This window comes from Variovorax sp. LjRoot84 (assembly GCF_964254305.1).
Classification (GTDB): Bacteria; Pseudomonadota; Gammaproteobacteria; order Burkholderiales; family Burkholderiaceae_C; genus Variovorax.
Genome location: NZ_CAXUTE020000001.1, coordinates 5,681,958 through 5,699,085 on the forward strand (window position 1 = coordinate 5,681,958; position 17,128 = coordinate 5,699,085).

Consider the following 17,128-nt stretch of genomic DNA (forward strand, 5'->3'; position numbering starts at 1 on the left):
AAGAGATCCATGACACAAGACCAACACCCCACGCTGCGCCGCCGCAGCCTGCTCGCAAGCCTGGGCGCCGCGGGCCTGGCCGCCGCCGCCCCCGCCGCGCAAGCCGCGGCCCCGAAGCTGCCGCTGACCGCCGCAACGACCGAGGGCCCCTACTACTTCGACGCGCTCAAAGTCCGCTCCGACATCACCGAAGGCCTCGAAGGCGTACCGCTCGAGGTGCGCTTTGCCGTGCTGGACGTGAACGGCAAGCCGCTGCCCGGACTGCGCGTGGACATCTGGCACTGCGATGCGCAAGGCCGCTATTCGGGCTATGCCGGCCAGGGCGACGATCGCGGGCTGTCGATGCAGGGTAAGACCTTCCTGCGGGGCAGCCAGACCACCGCCCATGACGGTACCGCCGTGTTCAGCACCATCTATCCCGGCTGGTACGCGGGCCGCACCACGCACATCCACTTCAAGGTGATCAACGCAACGCACGCCGTGCTCACCTCGCAGTTCTTCCTGCCCGATGCGCTCAGCGAGTTCCTCTACACCCAGCTGCCGCAGTACCGGCGCGCCAGCCTTCGCGATACCTTGAACAGCAACGACGGAATCGCGCTCCAGGCCGGCGGCACGACGATCGGTGCCGTGCGCGAGGAAGGCAAGCAGTACGTGGCCACGCTGACGCTGGTGGTGGATCCGGCGGCCAGCCTGGCAATCGATCGCCCGCCGGTCCCGGGCGGGCGCCCGCCCCGCGGCGCCGGGATGCCCGACATGCCGGGCCCGGGCCGGCCGCAGGCGCTGCAAGGCAGCGCTCGCACGGCCGCGCTTATTCCGTCGGCGCGCCGCTGACGCCGGCTTGCGGCCTGCATTCGCCGTCGGCAGCCGGCGCCGGTTGGGCGGTCGACATCAATGGCGCCAGCGTCGAGGGGTCCGCAGCGGCGCCGTCGCAACGGCGCTCGTCCAGCGCCGCGACGAGGACCGCCAGCAAGAAGCACAGCGCTGCCGCATAGGGCAGAACGGCCTCGAGGATCGCACGCGCATCGAGCCCATCCGGGGGGCCGCTCTTTGCATGCATGGGCTGCCGGGCATCGCCGGCCATCATGACAGCACACCCCATGGCGCCGGTGCCGCATCGACGTTCGCCAAGGGCATGCGCAAGGTGATCCCGAGACCGCCGAGAGACGAGGGCGCGGCGTACAGGCGGCCGCCATGGCGATCGGCGATCCGCCGCGACAGCACGGCGCACTCGCGGATCTCGCTGTCGACCGGGTCCGTCTTCTGCCGCGCGGCAGACAGGCGATCGAACATCGGCGCCAGCCGCGGCTGCTCCGACGCGAGGCTCGAATCCATGAAGCTCACCGCGGCCTGCGCGCCTTCGGAACGCGCCAGTATTCGCAGCACGCCGCCGCGCGGCATGGCATCGCAGGCCAGGCGCACGATGTGCGCGAGCATGCGCCGCAACTCCTCCGCGTCGGCCCAGACGCAGAGCGCGCCATCCGGCAAGCGTTGATCGATCTCGATGCCGGCGGCTCGCAGCGCCGCCCCGCTTGCGCGGGGCATCTCCTCGAGCAGCTGCCGCAGATCGATGCAGCGGCGCTCGACGGGCTCGAATCGCACGGCGGCGGGACTTGCGGCGCGGGCCTCGCGCCTGGCGATGACGCGCGGCAGCGCAACGAACAAACAGCTCAGGCTGAGGGCAACGCCGACGACGGGCGAAAGTGCCATGGGAATAGCTCCGAATGGGTGACAGGCACTCGATGCTCGCCGGCAAAAACGGAGGAAATTGGGAGGCGGCGGGCGCTTTCGCGCCTCAGACGCCCGGCAGGGGCCGGCTCAGGTCGCGTTCGCTCTCGACCGCGAAATAGAACCATTCGGTGCCGGGCAGCGCGGCCGAATTCGGGAACACGATGAAGCCGTCGCGATCGGCCTGCACCACGCTGCCGTCGGCGCGCACGCCGATGGGCTCGCCCTTCGCCACCGGATCGAAGGTGGCCCATTCGCGCACGAACTGGTCTTCTTCGTCGAGACGATCGGTCACGCTGACCAGCCGCAGCAGGGAGGGTGCCGCCGGCGGCGCTGCCTGAGGATCGGGCGCGATCATGCCCAGCAGGCGCAGCGCCGCCAGGATCGCCCGGTGGGCCACCTCGGGCGCGGCCGGGTCCTCGTGCTGCCCGCATTCCAGCGTGACACCATAGCCGCCGCGGCTGCGCATGTACTCGTTGGTGCCCCAGCCGAAGGCCAGCGCCGCATCGTCGGCCGGCTGTCCGCCGGCGCGCTGCGCGAGCCCCGCGGCATAGATGTCGAGCCAGCCCTCGACCACGCGCGGGGTGCCCAGGTGCAGCGCGAGCTGGCCCTCTTCGAAAGCGCGCGCGAAGGGCTCGAGCGTGCCGGTGTTGTCGCGCGGGCCGATCATCGCGAAGGCCTCGCCCGCACTCTGGAAGGAATGCAGGTCGAGCAGCACCTCGTGCCGGTCGAGCAGCGGACACAGCAGGTCGGTGATGCGGCCTTCGTAGTCGGCCGGATCGAGGCCCGGCCGGCTCGGACGGAACAGCCGGTTGAGATTGCGCTCGCCCTCGCGCCGGCCCAGGCGGCGCGCGAGCGGATTGGCGACCGGCACCATCGTGAGCTGGCCGCGCAGCAGCTGCAGCAACCCGGCGTCGAGCTCGGCGACCACGCGCTCGATGCCGGCGGTGCCGCAAGTCTCGTCGCCATGCACGCCGCCCAGCACCATGAGCCGCGGGCCCGATTGCAAGGCGGCGTAACCGTGGATGCGAAGGGTGTCGGCGGGTTGCGGGCTCATCTCGTCGGCCATCCTACAACGCGGCGCATGGCGGTCCTACCGGGCTTGGCACTTCGCCGTGCGACAACCGACCGATGACAAAGGAGCAAGCCATGGCCCGCAAGCCCAAAGCCCCCGCGAAGACCGATCCGGCGAAGGACGCTGTAGGCGGAAAGACCAAGGTCGAACAGGGCGACGAATCGGCGCCGCGCCTGCCGCACGAGCGCGACCAGTCCTCGGACAGCCAGCAGAACCAGGACGGCAGCGGCGCCCCGCGCGTGGGCCGCCAGGCGCTGGAGGACGTGGAGCGCGGCGTGGTCGACACCGACCGCGGGCCGGTGACGGACCGCGTCTACAACGACAAGCTCAAGCCGTGAGCGGGGTCTGGAGTTGAGCGCGCATGGCCGAGATCACGCTCGCGTAGTCCTTGGCATTGAAGATCGCGCTGCCGGCGACGAAGGTGTCGGCGCCCGCGCTGGCGACCCGGGCGATGTTGTCGACCTTGATGCCGCCGTCGACTTCGAGGCGGATGTCGCGCCCGGTCTCTTCGATGCGCTTGCGCGCCAGTTCGATCTTGCGCAGCGCCGAATCGATGAAGCTCTGGCCGCCGAAGCCCGGGTTCACGCTCATGATCAGGATCAGGTCGATCTCGTCGATCGCCCAGTCCAGCGGCTCCAGCCCCGCGCCCGGGTTGAACACCAGCCCGGCCTTGCAGCCGGCCGCCTTGATGGCCTGGATGCTGCGGTGCACGTGCGGCGAGGCGTCGGGATGGAAGCTGATGTAGTCGGCCCCGGCCTGGGCGAAAGCGGCGGCCAGCGCATCGACCGGCTCGATCATCAGGTGCACGTCGATCGGCACCGGCGTACCCTCGGCAGTCTTCGCGTGCGGCCGGAGCGCCTGGCAGACCATGGGGCCGAAGGTGAGGTTCGGCACGTAATGGTTGTCCATCACGTCGAAATGGATCCAGTCGGCGCCGGCGGCGATCACGTCGCTCACTTCGGCGCCGAGGCGCGCGAAATCGGCCGAGAGGATGGAGGGGGCGATGCGGAACGGGCTGCTCATGGCCTGGATTGTCGCAGGGAGCTTGTCCAGGCCGACGCCGGGCCGCCAGCGCGGCGAAGTCCGCGCTTCGCGCAGACGGGCGGCCTGCAGCTGCCCCCTCGGGGGACAGCAAGTACACGCAGTGACGGAGCGTGGGGGCAAGGTACCATTCCGGCGATGTCCAGCAATCCGATGAACGTTCAGGTGGAGCCCCGCTACCTGCCAGACCAGTCTTCCCCCGAAGACCGGGTCTACACCTTTGCCTACACGGTGACCGTCACCAACACAGGCAAGGAGGCCGCGCAGCTGATCTCGCGCCACTGGCTCATCAACGATGCATCCGGACACACGCAGGAGGTCAAGGGCCTCGGCGTGATCGGCCAGCAACCGCTCCTGGCGCCGGGGCAGTCCTTCCGCTACACGAGCGGATGCCGGCTGCAGGGGCCGAGCGGTACCATGCACGGGAGCTATTTCTTCGTGACCGAGCGCGGCGAACGCTTCGACGTCCCGATTCCCATGTTCGTGCTGGAAGCCGACGCGGGCGGTGTGCCCGTCTCGCGCGTGCTGCACTGACGCAACTCCTCTCTTCGAACCATGAACGCCGTGCGCGCTCTGGTGTCTTGAATCTGCCCGCCTGATGACGTCCTTCTTTTCCAACGATCTGCTGGGCTTCTGGGCCGAATGGGTGCGGCCCTCGGCCGGCCTGCCCACGGTCCTGTGGTCGCTGCTGCTGGCGGCCGCCGCCGCGGCCGGCCACCTGGTGCAGCGCTACATGGGCATGCCCAAGGTGGTCGGCTACTCGGTGGTCGGCACCGTGGTCGGCTTTGCCGGTTTCGAGGGCGCGATCTGGCCGCTGCAGGGCATCAGCCTGTTCCTGCTCGAGCTCGGCGTGGCGATCGTGCTGTTCGAGGCCGGCGGCCGCCTGCCGCTGCGCTGGTTCCGCCACAACCCGATGGTGCTGGTGCAGAGCCTGCTGGAGGCGACGCTGACCTACTTCTGCGTGTTCTGGGTGCTGCACTGGCTCGACGTGCCCGACCCGGTGGCCAATCCGATCGCGCTGATGGCGATCGTCGCCTCGCCGGCCGTGCTGAGCCGGGTGGTGATGGACACCCGCGCCTCGGGCCCGGTGACCGAGCGCGCCATGACGCTGGCCACGCTCAACACCTTCTACGCGCTCGCCCTCGGCTACGCGCAGGCCGGGCTGATCGAGCACGCGCCGCTGGGCCTGCTGCAGAAGCTCTACCCGGTGGCGGTGGTGCTGGGCCTTTCGTTCGTGGTCGGCGCGCTGATGGCGCTCTCGCTGCGCTCGGCGCTGCGCGTGATGAGCCCGGCCAGCGAGAACACCTCCATCCTGCTGCTCGCGATCATTGCCGCCGGCGCCGCGCTGGCCGCGCACTTCGGCGGCTCGGCGCCGCTGGCGGCGCTGATCGGCGGCGTGCTGCTGAAGGCGCTGCATCCCAAGCCCTGGGCCTGGCCGCGCCAGCTGGGCACCGCGGCCTCGCTGCTCACCATGCTGATGTTCGTGCTGGTGTCGATCGTGGCCGCGCAGGCCGACTGGAGCCTGCCGGTCGCCAGCGTGGTGCTGGCGGTGATCGGCGTGCGCACCTTCGCCAAGATCGCGGGCGTCGCGATCGCCAATCCGGGCAGCGGCGCGAGCTGGAAGCAGGCCTTCTGGGTCGGCTGCGCGATGTCGCCGCTGTCCTCGATCGCGCTCCTGATCACCTCCGCCTTCGTGTCGGCATCGCCGCTGCTGGGTGCGATGATCACGCAGATCGCATTGCCGGCGATCCTCTTGATGGAAGTGCTGGGCGCCGTGCTCGCCACCATCGCCATCCACGGCGCCGGCGAGAGTTCCCAACCCTGGACGCCCGAGGCGTTCAGCACGACGGAGGACACGCAACGATGAGCGACGTGACCACCACCACCGACCTGCGCGCCGACGGCCCCCCCGCCCTGCCCGCCTCGCCGTCGAGCCGCGTGGTGCCGCTCGAGCCCTTCAACAAGTCGGTCGCGCTCTCGCTCGGCGTCGAGCTCGAGCTGCAGCTGGTCAACACCCACGACTACGACCTCGCGCCCTATGCCGAGGACATGCTGCGCCTGATGGCGCAGACCCCGCTGCCCGGCAGCGTGGTGCCCGAGATGACCTCGAGCATGATCGAGATCTCGACCGACATCTGCCATTCGGCGAAGGACGTGATCGCCCAGCTCACGCCGATCCGCGACGCGCTGGTGAAGAACGCCGACAAGCTCAACATCGCGGTGGTCGGCGGCGGCACCCATGCCTTCCAGCAGTGGCACGAGAGGCGCATCTACGACAAGCCGCGCTTTCGCGAGCTGTCCGAGCTCTACGGCTACCTGTCGAAGCAGTTCACCATCTTCGGTCAGCACGTGCACATCGGCTGCCCCGATGCCGACGGCGCGCTGCTGATGCTGCACCGCATGTCGCGCTACATCCCGCACTTCATCGCGCTGTCGGCCTCCTCGCCCTTCGTGCAGGGGCAGGACACGCAGTTCGACTCGGCGCGGCTCAATTCGGTGTTCGCCTTTCCTTTGTCTGGCCGCGCGCCCTTCACCTTGTCGTGGAAGGAGTTCGGCAACTACTTCGAGCGCATGACCCGCACCGGCGTCGTGCGCAGCATGAAGGACTTCTACTGGGACATCCGGCCCAAGCCCGAGTTCGGCACCATCGAGATCCGCGTGTTCGACACGCCGCTCACGGTCGAGCGCGCCGCGGCGCTGGCCGGCTACGTGCAGTCGCTGGCCGCCTGGTTCCTGCAGGAGCAGCCCTTCACACCGACCGAGGACGACTACCTCGTCTACACCTACAACCGCTTCCAGGCCTGCCGCTTCGGGCTCGATGCGCTCTACGTCGACCCCGCGAGCGGCGAGCACATGCCGCTGCGTGACCACATCCTCATGACCATGACGCAGCTCGAATGGCACAGCGAGGCGCTCGACGCCACGCAAGCCCTCGGCGAGCTGCGCACCAGCGTCGAGGCCAACCGCAACGATGCGCGCTGGCTGCGCGAACGGCAGGGCAAGGAGCGCCTGCTGGCCGAGGTCGTGCGCCAGGCCGCGCTGCGTTTCCGCGGCTCGGCGGTGTGAGGGCGACGTGAGCGGCCTCGGCGAATTCGACCTGATCGCGCGCTACTTCAAGCGCCCCGCGAAGCGCTCCCCGCTCGGCGTGGGCGACGACTGCGCCCTGCTCGCGCCGGCCGCGGGCATGCAGCTCGCGGTGTCGTCCGACATGCTGGTGGAAGGCCGCCACTTCCTTTCCACCGTCGACCCGGCGCGGCTCGGCCACAAGGCGCTCGCGGTCAACCTGAGCGACCTCGCGGCCTGCGGCGCGAAGCCGCTGGCCTTCACGCTGGCGCTCTCGCTGCCGGCGGTCGACGAGGCCTGGCTCGAAGCCTTCTCGCGCGGCATGTACGCGCTGGCCGATGCGCACGACTGCGAACTGGTCGGCGGCGACACCACGCGCGGCCCGCTCAATCTCTGCATCACCGCCTTCGGCGAGGTGCCGGCCGGGGCGGCGCTGCTGCGCTCGGGTGCAAAACCCGGCGACGAACTCTGGGTCAGCGGCACGCTCGGCGATGCGCGGCTCGCGCTCGAGGTCTTCCGCGGCACGCTCGCCTTGCCGGCCGCGCTCTTCGAACTGGCGCGCGCGCGCATGGAGCAACCCGAGCCGCGCGTGGCACTCGGGCAGGCGCTGCGCGGCATCGTGACGGCGGCGGTCGATCTCAGCGACGGGCTGGTCGGCGACCTCGGCCACATCCTGGCGGCCAGCGGCGTGGGCGCGACGCTCGACGCCGACGCCGCGGCCGCGTTGATCGCCGTCTGCGCCGATCCGGCGCATGCGGCGGTGCTCAGCCCGGAACTGCGGCGCGCCTGCGCGCTCGCCGGCGGCGACGACTACGAACTCCTCTTCAGCGCGCCGCAGGACGCGAGCGCCGCGGTGCTCGAAGCCGCCCGCCGCAGCGCGACCCCGGTCGCGCGCATCGGCCGCATCGAGGCCGCGCCGGGCCTGCGCATCGTCGATGCGCAGGGCACGGCGATCGCGCAGCGCTTCAGCGCCTTCGACCACTTCGCCTGAAGCGCTCCCGGCGAGCGCTGCGGCTCGCGAGCGGAAACCGGCCGCAGAAGGTATGCTGGCGCCCGGCCTGCCGGCCGCCGACACTTTCGACGCGCCTTCCCGCGTCCCTCCCATGCCCAGTTTTCTTTCCTACAAGCTTCTGATTCCCCTGGCCTTCCTGAGCGCAGGCCTGTACGTGCATTTCCGCGGCCAGGTGCGGCACCGCATCGGCCGCCAGCTGAGCGACCACTCGACCTTCCTGGCCCCTCTCAACGTGCTGATGTACTGGTTCTCTTCGGTGCCGTCGAAGCCCTACATCGACTTGCAACAGTTCCCCGAACTCGACGTCCTGAAGAACAACTGGCAGGCCATCCGCGACGAGGGCCTGAGCCTGTTCGACGAAGGCCATATCCGCGCCGCGGCCGGCTACACCGACATCGGCTTCAACTCCTTCTTCCGCACCGGCTGGAAGCGCTTCTACCTCAACTGGTACGGCGACTTCCTGCCTTCGGCCCGCGGCCTGTGCCCGAAGACCACCGAACTTCTCGCCGGCATTCCCTCGGTGCGCGCGGCGATGTTCGCCATCCTCCCGCCGGGCAGCAAGCTGGTGCGGCATCGCGACCCCTTCGCGGGTTCGCTGCGCTACCACCTGGGACTCAAGGTGCCGCAGGATGCGCCGAGCTGCCGCATCTTCGTCGACGGCCAGTCCTACCACTGGAAGGACGGCGAGGCCGTGATGTTCGACGAGACCTACATCCACTACGCCGAGAACCTCACTGATGAAACGCGGCTGATCCTGTTCTGCGACATCGAACGGCCGCTCAACAATCCGGTGGCGCGCTGGATCAATCGCGAGATCGGCTGGCGCATGATCAAGGCCGCGGCCACGCAGAACGTGGACGGCGAGCCGATCGGCGGCTTGAACAAGGCCTTCGCCCAGGTCTACAAGATCCGCGTGCTGGGCAAGCGCCTGAAGGCCTGGAACAAGCCCAGCTACTACGCCGTCAAGTGGCTGATCTTCGGCGGCCTGTTCTACCTGCTCTTCTTCTGAGCGCCGGCGCGGCGCGCCCAAGTGTGCGTTGTTACGCGCGCGCGAGCGGGCCGGGGCCTGAAATCATTGGAAAATAGAGCCCCCACAAAATCATCCAGGTGCCGCCGAGCATGCACGCGACAACCCTTGACGAGCTGTTTGCCGAGAATCACTCGCTGCCCACGGTGCCGAGGGTGGTGCGCGATCTGATCGAGGTTCTGCAGAACGACAACGCCACGCTGTCGCAGGTGGCCCGCAAGATCGACATCGACCAGGTGCTCACGGCCAAGATGCTGCGCCTGGCCAACTCGCCGTACTACGGCGTGCGCAAGAAGATCTCGACGATCGAGGAAGCCATCCGCATGCTCGGCCTGTCCTCGATCCGGACGCTGGTGGTCAGCTCGAACCTCGCAGGCGCTTTCAAGCGGATCCCCAACGTCGACCTGCCGACGTTCTGGCGCCACAGCCTGCGCGTCGCTTCCGTCGCGCGCCACCTGGCCGGCACAACGCGCGCCATCGACCCGAACCTCGCTTTCACCGTGGGCAGCATGCACGCGATCGGCCATCTGATCATGTCCATCGTCATGCCCGAGGAGATGGCCCCGCTCAACGCCTCCTGTCCGATCGATGCCATGAACCGGCTCCAGGTCGAGGAGCAGGCTTTCGGCTACCACTTCGGCGACGTCAGCGCCAAGCTGGCTTCGCGCTGGAATTTCTCCGACGAGTTCATCACGGCCCTCGTCGGCTTCGCGCGGCCCATGGACGTGCAGCCTTTCGATCCGCTCGCCGGCATCGTGCACCTGGCCGTCTGGCGGGTGGCGCTGGATCGCGAAGGCCCGGCGGCGATCGAGGCGCTCGAGGGCTGGCCGTCGGAGGTCGCGGAGGCCGCGGAGGCCGCGGAGGCGTCGCGCGAGGTGTTCCAGGAGATGCCGGCGCCGGCCGAACTCGCCGCCGACCTCGAGGTCATGATCGCCTGATCTCGTCGAGGCTCGCCGCTCAGCGCGGCTGGGCCCTGTTCACAGGCTCTAAGGCAAGTCTGATCAAGTCCCCTGGCCCGTGGCTTGCTGTGTTGAAGGCATAGTCATAGCGAGAGTGCCGAACATGAAGCAGCAGACATTGGCGATGGCGGCGGACCAGGGTGCGGGATTCGAACGATTTCGTCGTCGCACCAAGCGCGAGGACTTTCTGAAGGCCATGGACGCGATCGTTCCGTGGGCCGCGTTGTGCGCAGTGATCGAGCCGCACTATCCCAAGGCTGGCAATGGGCGCCCTCCAATCGGACTGGAGCGCATGCTGCGCATCCACCTGCTGCAGCACTGGTTCAACCTGGCTGACAACGCGGTTGAGGAGGCGTTGTATGACATCGCCAGCCTGCGCAGCTTTGTGGGCATCGACCTGGGTGTCGAGCGGGTGCCTGACGAGACCACGGTGCTGAAGTTCCGCCATCTGCTGGACAAACACGACCTGGGCAAGAAGCTGTTTGACGAAGTGGGCAAGGTGCTGCAGTCCAGCGGCTTCCAGATCAAGACCGGCACCATCGTGGATGCAACACTCATTGGCGCACCGAGTTCGACCAAGAACGCAGACAAGGCGCGAGACCCCGAGATGCACCAGACGCGCAAGGGGATGCAATGGCACTTCGGCATGAAATTGCACATTGGCGTGGACAGCCAGAGCGGGCTGGTACACAGCGCCGTGGTGACGGCTGCCAACGTGCATGACAAGCATCCACTGCCCGACTTGCTGCACGGCAACGAGCGCCGCGTCTACGGCGACAGCGCCTACGCGAGCCAGAAGGACCTGATTCGGGGCAAGGCGCCGAACGCGCTGGACTTCACCAACCAGCGCACGCGCAAGGCGGGGTGCGAGGTCGACGAGGTGAAGAAGGCGAAGAACCGCAACAAGTCGAAGATTCGCTCGCGGGTCGAACATGTCTTCGCGGTGGTCAAGCGCTTGTGGGGTTTCAACAAGGTGCGATATCGAGGCCTCGCGAAGAACGCGACCCGGGCGTTCGTGGCGCTGGCGATGGCCAACATCTATCTGGCGAGGCAACCACTGTTGGCACAAATGCGTGCAAAGTGAACCAGGAGTGGGCCAATGGCCCCCAGCCAGAGTCCGAACGGGCCAATTCGCCTTTGAATGCGCCCCACAATCGATCAGACAGCAGTGAAATCGCCGGATTTCACGTCGCCCGCAAGCCATCACCACTGTTCAACGAAAACAGTGGCTTGATCAGCGTTGCCCTAAAGCGCCAGCGGCGACGTATCGAGCCCCGCGAACGAGGAATCGAGCTCGCGCCCGTTCAGCACGAAGGTCATCGCGCGGTAGAGCTCGCTCGGCAGCACCGGCTTGTGCAAGAGCGGCACGCCGGTGGCGCGCGCTTCGCGCAGCCGCTGCGGCGCGGTGTCGCCGGTGATCAGGAGCGCCGGCAGTTCGGCGCCGAACTCCGCGCGCAGCGCCGCGATCGCCTCCGCACCGGTGCGCAGCTCGCGCAGGCGGTAGTCGCTGATGACCAGGCCCGGCGGATGGGCGCGCGCAAGCGCCTGCGCCTCCTCGATGGAATCGGCCACATCGCATGCGCAGCCCCAGGCGCCGAGCAGTTGCCTCATGCCGGTGCGCACCGACTCGTCATCGTCGATCACCAGCACGCGCACGTCGAACACGCGCGCGGCGCTGGGCGCGGTGTCGGCGCTGCCGGCCACCACGCCGATCAGCGCCACGGGCAGGCTGAGCCTGAAGACGGTGCCGCGCCCCGGCTTGGAGACCAGCGAGAGCTGCTGCCCGAGTGCGCGTGCCAGTCCCTGGGCGATGGCCAGGCCCAGTCCCAGGCCCTTGCGGCGGTCGCGCTCCGCATTGCCGAGCTGGTGGAACTCGAGAAAGATCGCCTGGTGCTGCGTGGGCTCGATGCCGATGCCGGTGTCCCACACCTCGACGAGCAGCTGGTCGCCGCGCGCGCGGCAGCCCACCAGCACGCCGCCGCGCTCGGTGTAGCGGATCGCGTTCGACACCAGGTTGCGCAGGATCAGGCCCACCAGCGCCGGGTCCGAGTGCACGGCCGCATCGGTTTCGCGCGAACGGTAGACGATGCCCTTGGCGTCGGCCTGGGGCGCGAGTTCGTTCTCGATCTTGTTGAGCAGGGGCTGCAGGTGGAAGGACTGCATCTGCGGCTCGACCACGCCGGCCTCGATGCGCGAGAAGTCGAGCAGGGTGTCGAGCATCTCGGCCGAGGCCTGCCATGTGGCGCGCGCGTTGGCCAGCGCGTCGTACTGGCCGGCCGAGAGCTTGCTGCGCGCCAGCACTTCGAGGAACAGGCCCTGCGCATGGATCGGCTGGCGCAGGTCGTGGCTGGCCGCGGCGAGAAATCTGGACTTGGCGAGATTGGCTTCTTCGGCCGCGCGGTGCGCCGCCTGCGCATGCTCGGTCTCGACGCGCAGGCGCTCGATCAGCTCGAGGTTCTCGAAGCGCAGCCCGATCGCCGCGCGCGCCGCCCGCGAGCCATTGCGTGCCTGTCCCAGCAGTGCTGCGGTGTAGAGGATCGCGGCCACGCCCAGCGCGTCGTACGCCGGGTCGTCCATGGTCCACAGCTTCGCCCCCAGCACGATCAGCTCGGCGGCGCCGAAGACGATGAAGACCGGCAGTATCGGCGCCAGGGAGGACATCGAGCTTCCCGCGACGCCCGCGAGCACGGCCACCACCAAGATGCTGCCGGCGACGGTGGTGGTGCCCAGCGCGGCCCAGGCCAGCGCGCCCCAGACCACGCCGTCGATCGCATTGAGCACCATCTTGTGCCGCAGCAGCCGGCGTGCACGCTCGGGACTGATCTCGGAAGCCAGCCAGCGCCGCGCCTCCCACGCCAGGTACAGCTTCAGCACCACGATGGCAGCGCACCAGGCGCGCAGCGCCACTGCGTTGCGCTCGTTGGAGAGCACCCACACCAGCAGCAGCGCGACCAGGATGGTCGGAATGACCGAGCTGCCGATATTGCCCAGCTGCAGCCGCAGCTGCTCGACCAGCATGCGCTCTTCAGGCAGCCGCGACGGTTCTCCCATTAGGAAACCAGGCCCCTGCGCCGCGCGGCGAAACCGGCTTCCGAGCGGCTCGACACCTGCAGCGCCGCGAGCACCGCCTGCACGTGGCCGCGCACCGTGTTCTCCGAGAGGTTGAGCCGGCGCCCGATCACCTTGTTCGAAAGCCCCTGGCACATCAGGTCGAGCACCTCGCTCTGGCGCGGCGTCAGAAGCTGCCGTGAAGCATCGGCTTCGCCTGCCGGCACGAGCATCGAGGACGATGCGGGCACGACCGGCAGGCCGCGCCGCAGTTGATCGATCACGGCGAGGATCTTGTCGGCCGGCTCGGCCTTGGACACGAAGGCGAGCGCGCCGCGCTCCAGGGCCAGCCTGACGTTCTGGTGCGCGACGTCGGAGGAGAGGATGACCACCGCCGCCTCCGGCCATTTGCGCTTGACCAGCGCGATGCCTTCCAGGCCGTTGAGCCCATGCAGCTGGATGTCCAGCAGAACCAGCGCCGGGCTCTCCATCGGCGAGCGCATGGCCTCCTCGAGCGAGGCCGCCTCCGCCACCTCCAGATCGGCAATGCCCGCGGCAAGCACCATGCGCAGCCCGCAGCGGAACAGCGCGTGGTCGTCGATGAGAAGAATTCTGGGTGGCAGCATGAAGGCGGTGCGATCTCGAAAGCGCAATCATTCTGCGTCAGTCCGCCGGGCCTTCGCCCGGTCCAAATGGACTATTTACCCGCCGGGGTGTTGCGGCGACCATCGAGTACCCAAAAGTTCACGCCCACCGCCCTTTTCCCCTGTCGAATGAAGCCCCTCATCGAAATCCACCGCATCGGAACGGACGCCTATGGCTACCGCATCAGTGCTCTAGGCACCGATGGGCAGGACAAGAGCGGCAGCGGCGCCTTCGATTCGCTGGAGCACTGCCTGTTCGATGCCGGCGCCTCGCTGGGCACCTATTTCTCACGCGTGGAACTCAATCTCGAGGGCATGTTCCTGGGCTCCTGTTCCACCGACACGCTGCGGCGCAATCCCAAGGGCGTGGCCCAGCGCATCCAGCAGCACTTCCAGCCGGCCTGATCAACGCTCTTTCAGCGCCGAGTCCGGCGGCTTCAGTGGTCGCTCCTGCAGCCGCAGATGCGCGACACTGTCGGTCGATGCAGACTGCTTCCACTTCCGGTGCCATGCCCGTTCCTTCGCTGCAGCGCCCGACGCTGCGCTTCCTGTTCGCACACCCCGCGCACCTGATCGCGCTGGGCTTCGGTGCCGGCCTGCCGCGGCGCGCGCCGGGCACGGTGGGCACGCTGTGGGCCTGGGTCGCCTTCCTGGTCATGCAGCGCTGGCTGTCGACGCCGGCGATCGGCTGGGTGATCCTCGTTTCGCTGCCGATCGGCTGGTGGGCCTGCACGGTGACCGCGCGCCACATGAACATCGCCGACCCGGGCAGCATCGTGTGGGACGAGGTGGTCGCCTTCTGGCTGATCTTGTGGCTGGTGATGCCGGCCGGCCTGCTGGCGCAGGCCATCGCGTTCGCGCTGTTCCGCTTCTTCGATGCCGCCAAGCCCGGGCCGGTGGGCTGGGCCGACAAGCTGTTCAAGCAGCGCGACAGCGCACCGGGCGCGGTGCGCTGGGGCGCGGCGGGCTTCGGCATCCTCTTCGACGACCTGGTGGCCGCCTTCTGCACCCTGCTGGTGATCGCGGCCTGGCGCGCATGGTAGCTACACGATGAATGAATCCGAACACGACACGCCTGCGCTGGCGGGCCTCCTGGCCGAGCTGCTGCAGCAGAAGGGCTGGATGCTCGCCACTGCCGAAAGCTGCACCGGCGGGCTGATCGCCGGCGCCTGCACCGAACTGTCGGGCTCCAGCCTCTGGTTCGAGCGCGGCTTCGTCACATATTCCAATGCGGCGAAGACCGAGCTGCTGGGCGTCGACGCGGCGCTGATCGCGGCGCACGGCGCGGTCAGCGAGCCGGTCGCGCGCGCGATGGCCGAGGGTGCGCTGGCGCGCTCGCAGGCGCAGGCCGCGGTGTCGGTGACCGGCGTGGCCGGCCCCACCGGCGGCACGGCCGAGAAGCCGGTCGGCACGGTCTGGTTCGGCTGGTCGGTGGCGGGCCGCGTGCACACCGAACACCGCCGCTTCGACGGCGACCGCGCCGCGGTGCGCGCCGCCACCGTGCGGCATGCGCTGCAGACGCTGGTGAACCTGGTTCGCGCAGCCTAGGCTACGATGCCCGCCCATGCACAACGAAGAAACCATCCAGCGCCTCTACCAGGCCTTCGCGAAGCTCGACGCCGAGACGATGGCCGCCTGCTACGCGCCGGATGCGCGCTTCGACGACGAGGCCTTCTCGCTCAAGGGCGCGCGCGAGGTCGGCGGCATGTGGAAGATGCTCTGCGAGGCCACGCGCGCCAAGGGCGCCGATGTCTGGAAGCTCAGCTGGCGCGACGTGAAGGCCGACGCCTCCACCGGCAGCGCGCACTGGGATGCGCACTACCGCTTCAGCACCACCGGCCGCATCGTCGACAACTCGATCGACTCCAGCTTCACCTTCACGCCCGAAGGCCTGATCGCCACCCAGCGCGACCGCTTCGATTTCTGGACCTGGTCGCGCCAGGCGCTCGGCACGCCGGGCCTGCTGCTCGGCTGGACGCCGATGCTGAAGAACAAGGTGCGCGCCGGCGCCGCGAAGAACCTGGCCGCCTACCTGGCCCGCAATCCATGACCGACATCACGATCACCAACCAACCCGAGCGGCACCGCTACGAGGCCCACATCGACGGCCAGCTCGCCGGCTATTGCGAATACAACCTGCTCAGCGAAGCGGTGATGTTCACCCACACCGAGGTCATGCCCGAGCACGAAGGCAAGGGCGTGGGCTCGGCCATCGCCAGGCACGTGCTCGACGAGGCGCGGGCCCAGGGCAAGCAGGTGATCCCGGTGTGCCAGTTCATCGCGGGCTGGATCCGCAAGCACCGCGAGTACGCCGAGCTGGTGCGGCCCGACGTTCAGCGCGCCTTCAAGATCTGAGCGTCGCGCCAGGTTTCGGCAGCCAGGCGAAGGCCGCCGTCCCGGCCACCAGCAGGACCGCGATGGTGACCAGCACCACCTTGAAGGTCTCGATGCCATCGGCCGCGGCCACCGAGGCCGCCACGCCGGTGAGCCACTGCATCAGCGCCACGCCGAGGAACATCGCCATCGTGAACACCGCCATCGCGCGGCCGGTGAGCGCCGTTGGGTAGGCGACCCGCACGTCGGCGTATTGCCAGACGATGAAGCCGGAAATGAGGCCGATCAGCATGGTGGCCGCGATGTCGATCCAGGCCGCGTTCAGGAAGGCGATGACGGCGAACAAGCCCGCATACGCGAGGCTGCACGCCACGATCCGGCGGCGCCGTGCCGGGCCGTCGCGGTCCAACCGGCCGAACAGCGGCGCACCGACGAGCGAAATGACCGAAACGATCAACGCCACGTTGCCGCTCTGCACCAGCGAGTAGCCATGGCGCTCGACCAGCAGCGGCCCGAGCCACAGCCCGCGCAGCGAGATGAAGGCGGCATAGGTCACGGCGCCGAGCAGCAGGATGCCCAGCGTGTGCGGCATCGCGAACAGCGTGCCGAACTGGCGCAGCGCCGCCGGCACCGATTCCTTCGGCTGCGAGCCTTCGCGTGCCGGCTCGCGCACCCACAGCAGGATCGCCAGCCAGGCCAGCACCGAAGCCGCGCCGAGCACGACGAAGCCCGCGCGCCACGAATGCGCCTGCACCAGCCACGCGAGCGGCGTGCCGGTCACGAGCATGCCCACGCCGCCAATGCCAAGCACCAGCCCCGAGACCGAGGCGAAGCGCGCGGCCGGAAAGTGCCGCGCGATGAACACCGTGCACACCAGGAAGGCCGGCGCGCAGCCGACGCCGATCAGCACCTGGCCGGCCACCAGCACGAGGTAGTCGGAGGACAGCGCCGAGACCGCCGCGCCGACGATGGCGAGCGGAAAGGCCGTCAAGACCGTGCGGCGCACGCCGTACAGATCGATGCCGATGCCCATCAAGAGCTGCATCGCGCCGAAGGCAAAGTGGAAAGAGCCCGAGAAAACGCCCAGCGCCTGCGCCGAGAGCTTGAAATCCGCCTGCAACTGCCCGGCCATGATCGCGCCCACGGTGCGGTAGGCCTGGCTCAAGGCAAAGGCGGTGCACAGCGCCAGCACCATGCCCC

General features: G+C 68.8%; 21 protein-coding genes. 14 read left to right on the forward strand and 7 right to left on the reverse strand.

Going from position 1 to position 17,128, the window contains the following annotated elements; all coding sequences use genetic code 11:
- Nucleotides 1-9 precede the first annotated feature (9 nt).
- Entirely contained in the window at nucleotides 10-831 is an 822-nt protein-coding gene (locus ACSQ9I_RS28000) for an intradiol ring-cleavage dioxygenase (protein WP_436315307.1), read from the forward strand.
- Here ACSQ9I_RS28000 and ACSQ9I_RS28005 read toward each other — a convergent pair.
- The 3 genes from ACSQ9I_RS28005 to ACSQ9I_RS28015 all read right to left on the reverse strand — a co-directional run bounded on the left by ACSQ9I_RS28005 (nucleotide 809) and on the right by ACSQ9I_RS28015 (nucleotide 2,782).
- A complete protein-coding gene (locus ACSQ9I_RS28005) occupies nucleotides 809-1,084 on the reverse strand; it encodes a hypothetical protein (RefSeq protein ID WP_093110031.1) in 276 nt (91 codons plus the stop codon). The two genes, ACSQ9I_RS28000 and ACSQ9I_RS28005, sit on opposite strands and share 23 nt — an antisense overlap.
- Nucleotides 1,081-1,707 (reverse strand): sensor histidine kinase, encoded by a 627-nt coding sequence (locus ACSQ9I_RS28010; RefSeq protein ID WP_436315308.1) that lies wholly within the window; start codon nucleotides 1,705-1,707, stop codon nucleotides 1,081-1,083. Before ACSQ9I_RS28010 ends, ACSQ9I_RS28005 begins: the two co-directional genes overlap by 4 nt.
- Nucleotides 1,708-1,792: 85 nt before the next feature.
- Nucleotides 1,793-2,782: a succinylglutamate desuccinylase gene (locus tag ACSQ9I_RS28015; protein WP_436315309.1), complete on the reverse strand. Its 990-nt coding sequence runs from the start codon at nucleotides 2,780-2,782 to the stop codon at nucleotides 1,793-1,795.
- 92 nt (nucleotides 2,783-2,874) lie between these two features.
- On the opposite strand from ACSQ9I_RS28015, the gene ACSQ9I_RS28020 reads away from it, so the two are divergent.
- Nucleotides 2,875-3,138, forward strand: coding sequence for a hypothetical protein (locus ACSQ9I_RS28020; RefSeq protein WP_436315310.1), 264 nt, complete (start codon nucleotides 2,875-2,877; stop codon nucleotides 3,136-3,138).
- Here the strand turns inward: ACSQ9I_RS28020 and rpe are convergent.
- Nucleotides 3,128-3,823: a ribulose-phosphate 3-epimerase gene (rpe, locus tag ACSQ9I_RS28025; RefSeq protein ID WP_436305821.1), complete on the reverse strand. Its 696-nt coding sequence runs from the start codon at nucleotides 3,821-3,823 to the stop codon at nucleotides 3,128-3,130. The two genes, ACSQ9I_RS28020 and rpe, sit on opposite strands and share 11 nt — an antisense overlap.
- A 156-nt stretch (nucleotides 3,824-3,979) precedes the next feature.
- On the opposite strand from rpe, the gene apaG reads away from it, so the two are divergent.
- The 7 genes from apaG (at nucleotide 3,980) to ACSQ9I_RS28060 (ending at nucleotide 10,986) form a co-directional block, all read left to right on the forward strand.
- Nucleotides 3,980-4,375 carry a Co2+/Mg2+ efflux protein ApaG gene (apaG, locus tag ACSQ9I_RS28030; protein WP_093110026.1) on the forward strand — a complete coding sequence of 132 codons (396 nt, stop codon included), beginning with the start codon at nucleotides 3,980-3,982 and terminating at the stop codon, nucleotides 4,373-4,375.
- Between the two features lie 64 nt (nucleotides 4,376-4,439).
- Entirely contained in the window at nucleotides 4,440-5,708 is a 1,269-nt protein-coding gene (locus tag ACSQ9I_RS28035) for a cation:proton antiporter (RefSeq protein WP_093110025.1), read from the forward strand.
- 74 nt (nucleotides 5,709-5,782) lie between these two features.
- Entirely contained in the window at nucleotides 5,783-6,907 is a 1,125-nt protein-coding gene (locus ACSQ9I_RS28040; protein ID WP_436315841.1) for a YbdK family carboxylate-amine ligase, read from the forward strand.
- 7 nt (nucleotides 6,908-6,914) lie between these two features.
- The gene (gene thiL / locus ACSQ9I_RS28045) at nucleotides 6,915-7,895 is read left to right on the forward strand and encodes a thiamine-phosphate kinase (protein WP_436315311.1); all 981 of its coding nucleotides are present in this window, start codon (nucleotides 6,915-6,917) and stop codon (nucleotides 7,893-7,895) included.
- 112 nt (nucleotides 7,896-8,007) lie between these two features.
- Nucleotides 8,008-8,925 (forward strand): aspartyl/asparaginyl beta-hydroxylase domain-containing protein, encoded by a 918-nt coding sequence (locus ACSQ9I_RS28050; RefSeq protein WP_436315842.1) that lies wholly within the window; start codon nucleotides 8,008-8,010, stop codon nucleotides 8,923-8,925.
- 110 nt (nucleotides 8,926-9,035) lie between these two features.
- Nucleotides 9,036-9,881, forward strand: coding sequence for an HDOD domain-containing protein (locus ACSQ9I_RS28055; protein ID WP_436315312.1), 846 nt, complete (start codon nucleotides 9,036-9,038; stop codon nucleotides 9,879-9,881).
- A gap of 124 nt (nucleotides 9,882-10,005) precedes the next feature.
- A complete protein-coding gene (locus ACSQ9I_RS28060; protein ID WP_436313353.1) occupies nucleotides 10,006-10,986 on the forward strand; it encodes an IS5 family transposase in 981 nt (326 codons plus the stop codon).
- A gap of 161 nt (nucleotides 10,987-11,147) precedes the next feature.
- On the opposite strand, the gene ACSQ9I_RS28065 is transcribed toward ACSQ9I_RS28060, so the two are convergent.
- Complete coding sequence (locus tag ACSQ9I_RS28065; RefSeq protein ID WP_436315313.1) at nucleotides 11,148-12,920, reverse strand: ATP-binding response regulator; 1,773 nt, start codon at nucleotides 12,918-12,920, stop codon at nucleotides 11,148-11,150.
- A gap of 32 nt (nucleotides 12,921-12,952) precedes the next feature.
- Nucleotides 12,953-13,576, reverse strand: coding sequence for a response regulator (locus ACSQ9I_RS28070; protein ID WP_436315314.1), 624 nt, complete (start codon nucleotides 13,574-13,576; stop codon nucleotides 12,953-12,955).
- A 147-nt stretch (nucleotides 13,577-13,723) separates the two neighbouring features.
- Between ACSQ9I_RS28070 and ACSQ9I_RS28075 the strand changes: the two genes are divergently transcribed.
- The 5 genes from ACSQ9I_RS28075 (at nucleotide 13,724) to ACSQ9I_RS28095 (ending at nucleotide 15,949) form a co-directional block, all read left to right on the forward strand.
- Nucleotides 13,724-13,999, forward strand: a complete 276-nt coding sequence (locus ACSQ9I_RS28075; RefSeq protein WP_436315315.1) for a hypothetical protein — start codon at nucleotides 13,724-13,726, stop codon at nucleotides 13,997-13,999.
- A 104-nt stretch (nucleotides 14,000-14,103) separates the two neighbouring features.
- A complete protein-coding gene (locus ACSQ9I_RS28080; RefSeq protein ID WP_436292192.1) occupies nucleotides 14,104-14,637 on the forward strand; it encodes a phosphatidylglycerophosphatase A family protein in 534 nt (177 codons plus the stop codon).
- Nucleotides 14,638-14,644: 7 nt separating this feature from the next.
- Nucleotides 14,645-15,142 (forward strand): CinA family protein, encoded by a 498-nt coding sequence (locus ACSQ9I_RS28085; protein WP_436315316.1) that lies wholly within the window; start codon nucleotides 14,645-14,647, stop codon nucleotides 15,140-15,142.
- Nucleotides 15,143-15,158: 16 nt separating this feature from the next.
- Nucleotides 15,159-15,644: a nuclear transport factor 2 family protein gene (locus tag ACSQ9I_RS28090; protein ID WP_436315317.1), complete on the forward strand. Its 486-nt coding sequence runs from the start codon at nucleotides 15,159-15,161 to the stop codon at nucleotides 15,642-15,644.
- Nucleotides 15,641-15,949 carry a GNAT family N-acetyltransferase gene (locus ACSQ9I_RS28095; RefSeq protein WP_093110016.1) on the forward strand — a complete coding sequence of 103 codons (309 nt, stop codon included), beginning with the start codon at nucleotides 15,641-15,643 and terminating at the stop codon, nucleotides 15,947-15,949. Before ACSQ9I_RS28090 ends, ACSQ9I_RS28095 begins: the two co-directional genes overlap by 4 nt.
- Here ACSQ9I_RS28095 and ACSQ9I_RS28100 read toward each other — a convergent pair.
- A complete protein-coding gene (locus tag ACSQ9I_RS28100) occupies nucleotides 15,939-17,123 on the reverse strand; it encodes an MFS transporter (RefSeq protein ID WP_436315843.1) in 1,185 nt (394 codons plus the stop codon). The two genes, ACSQ9I_RS28095 and ACSQ9I_RS28100, sit on opposite strands and share 11 nt — an antisense overlap.
- Between the last annotated feature and the right edge of the window lie 5 nt (nucleotides 17,124-17,128).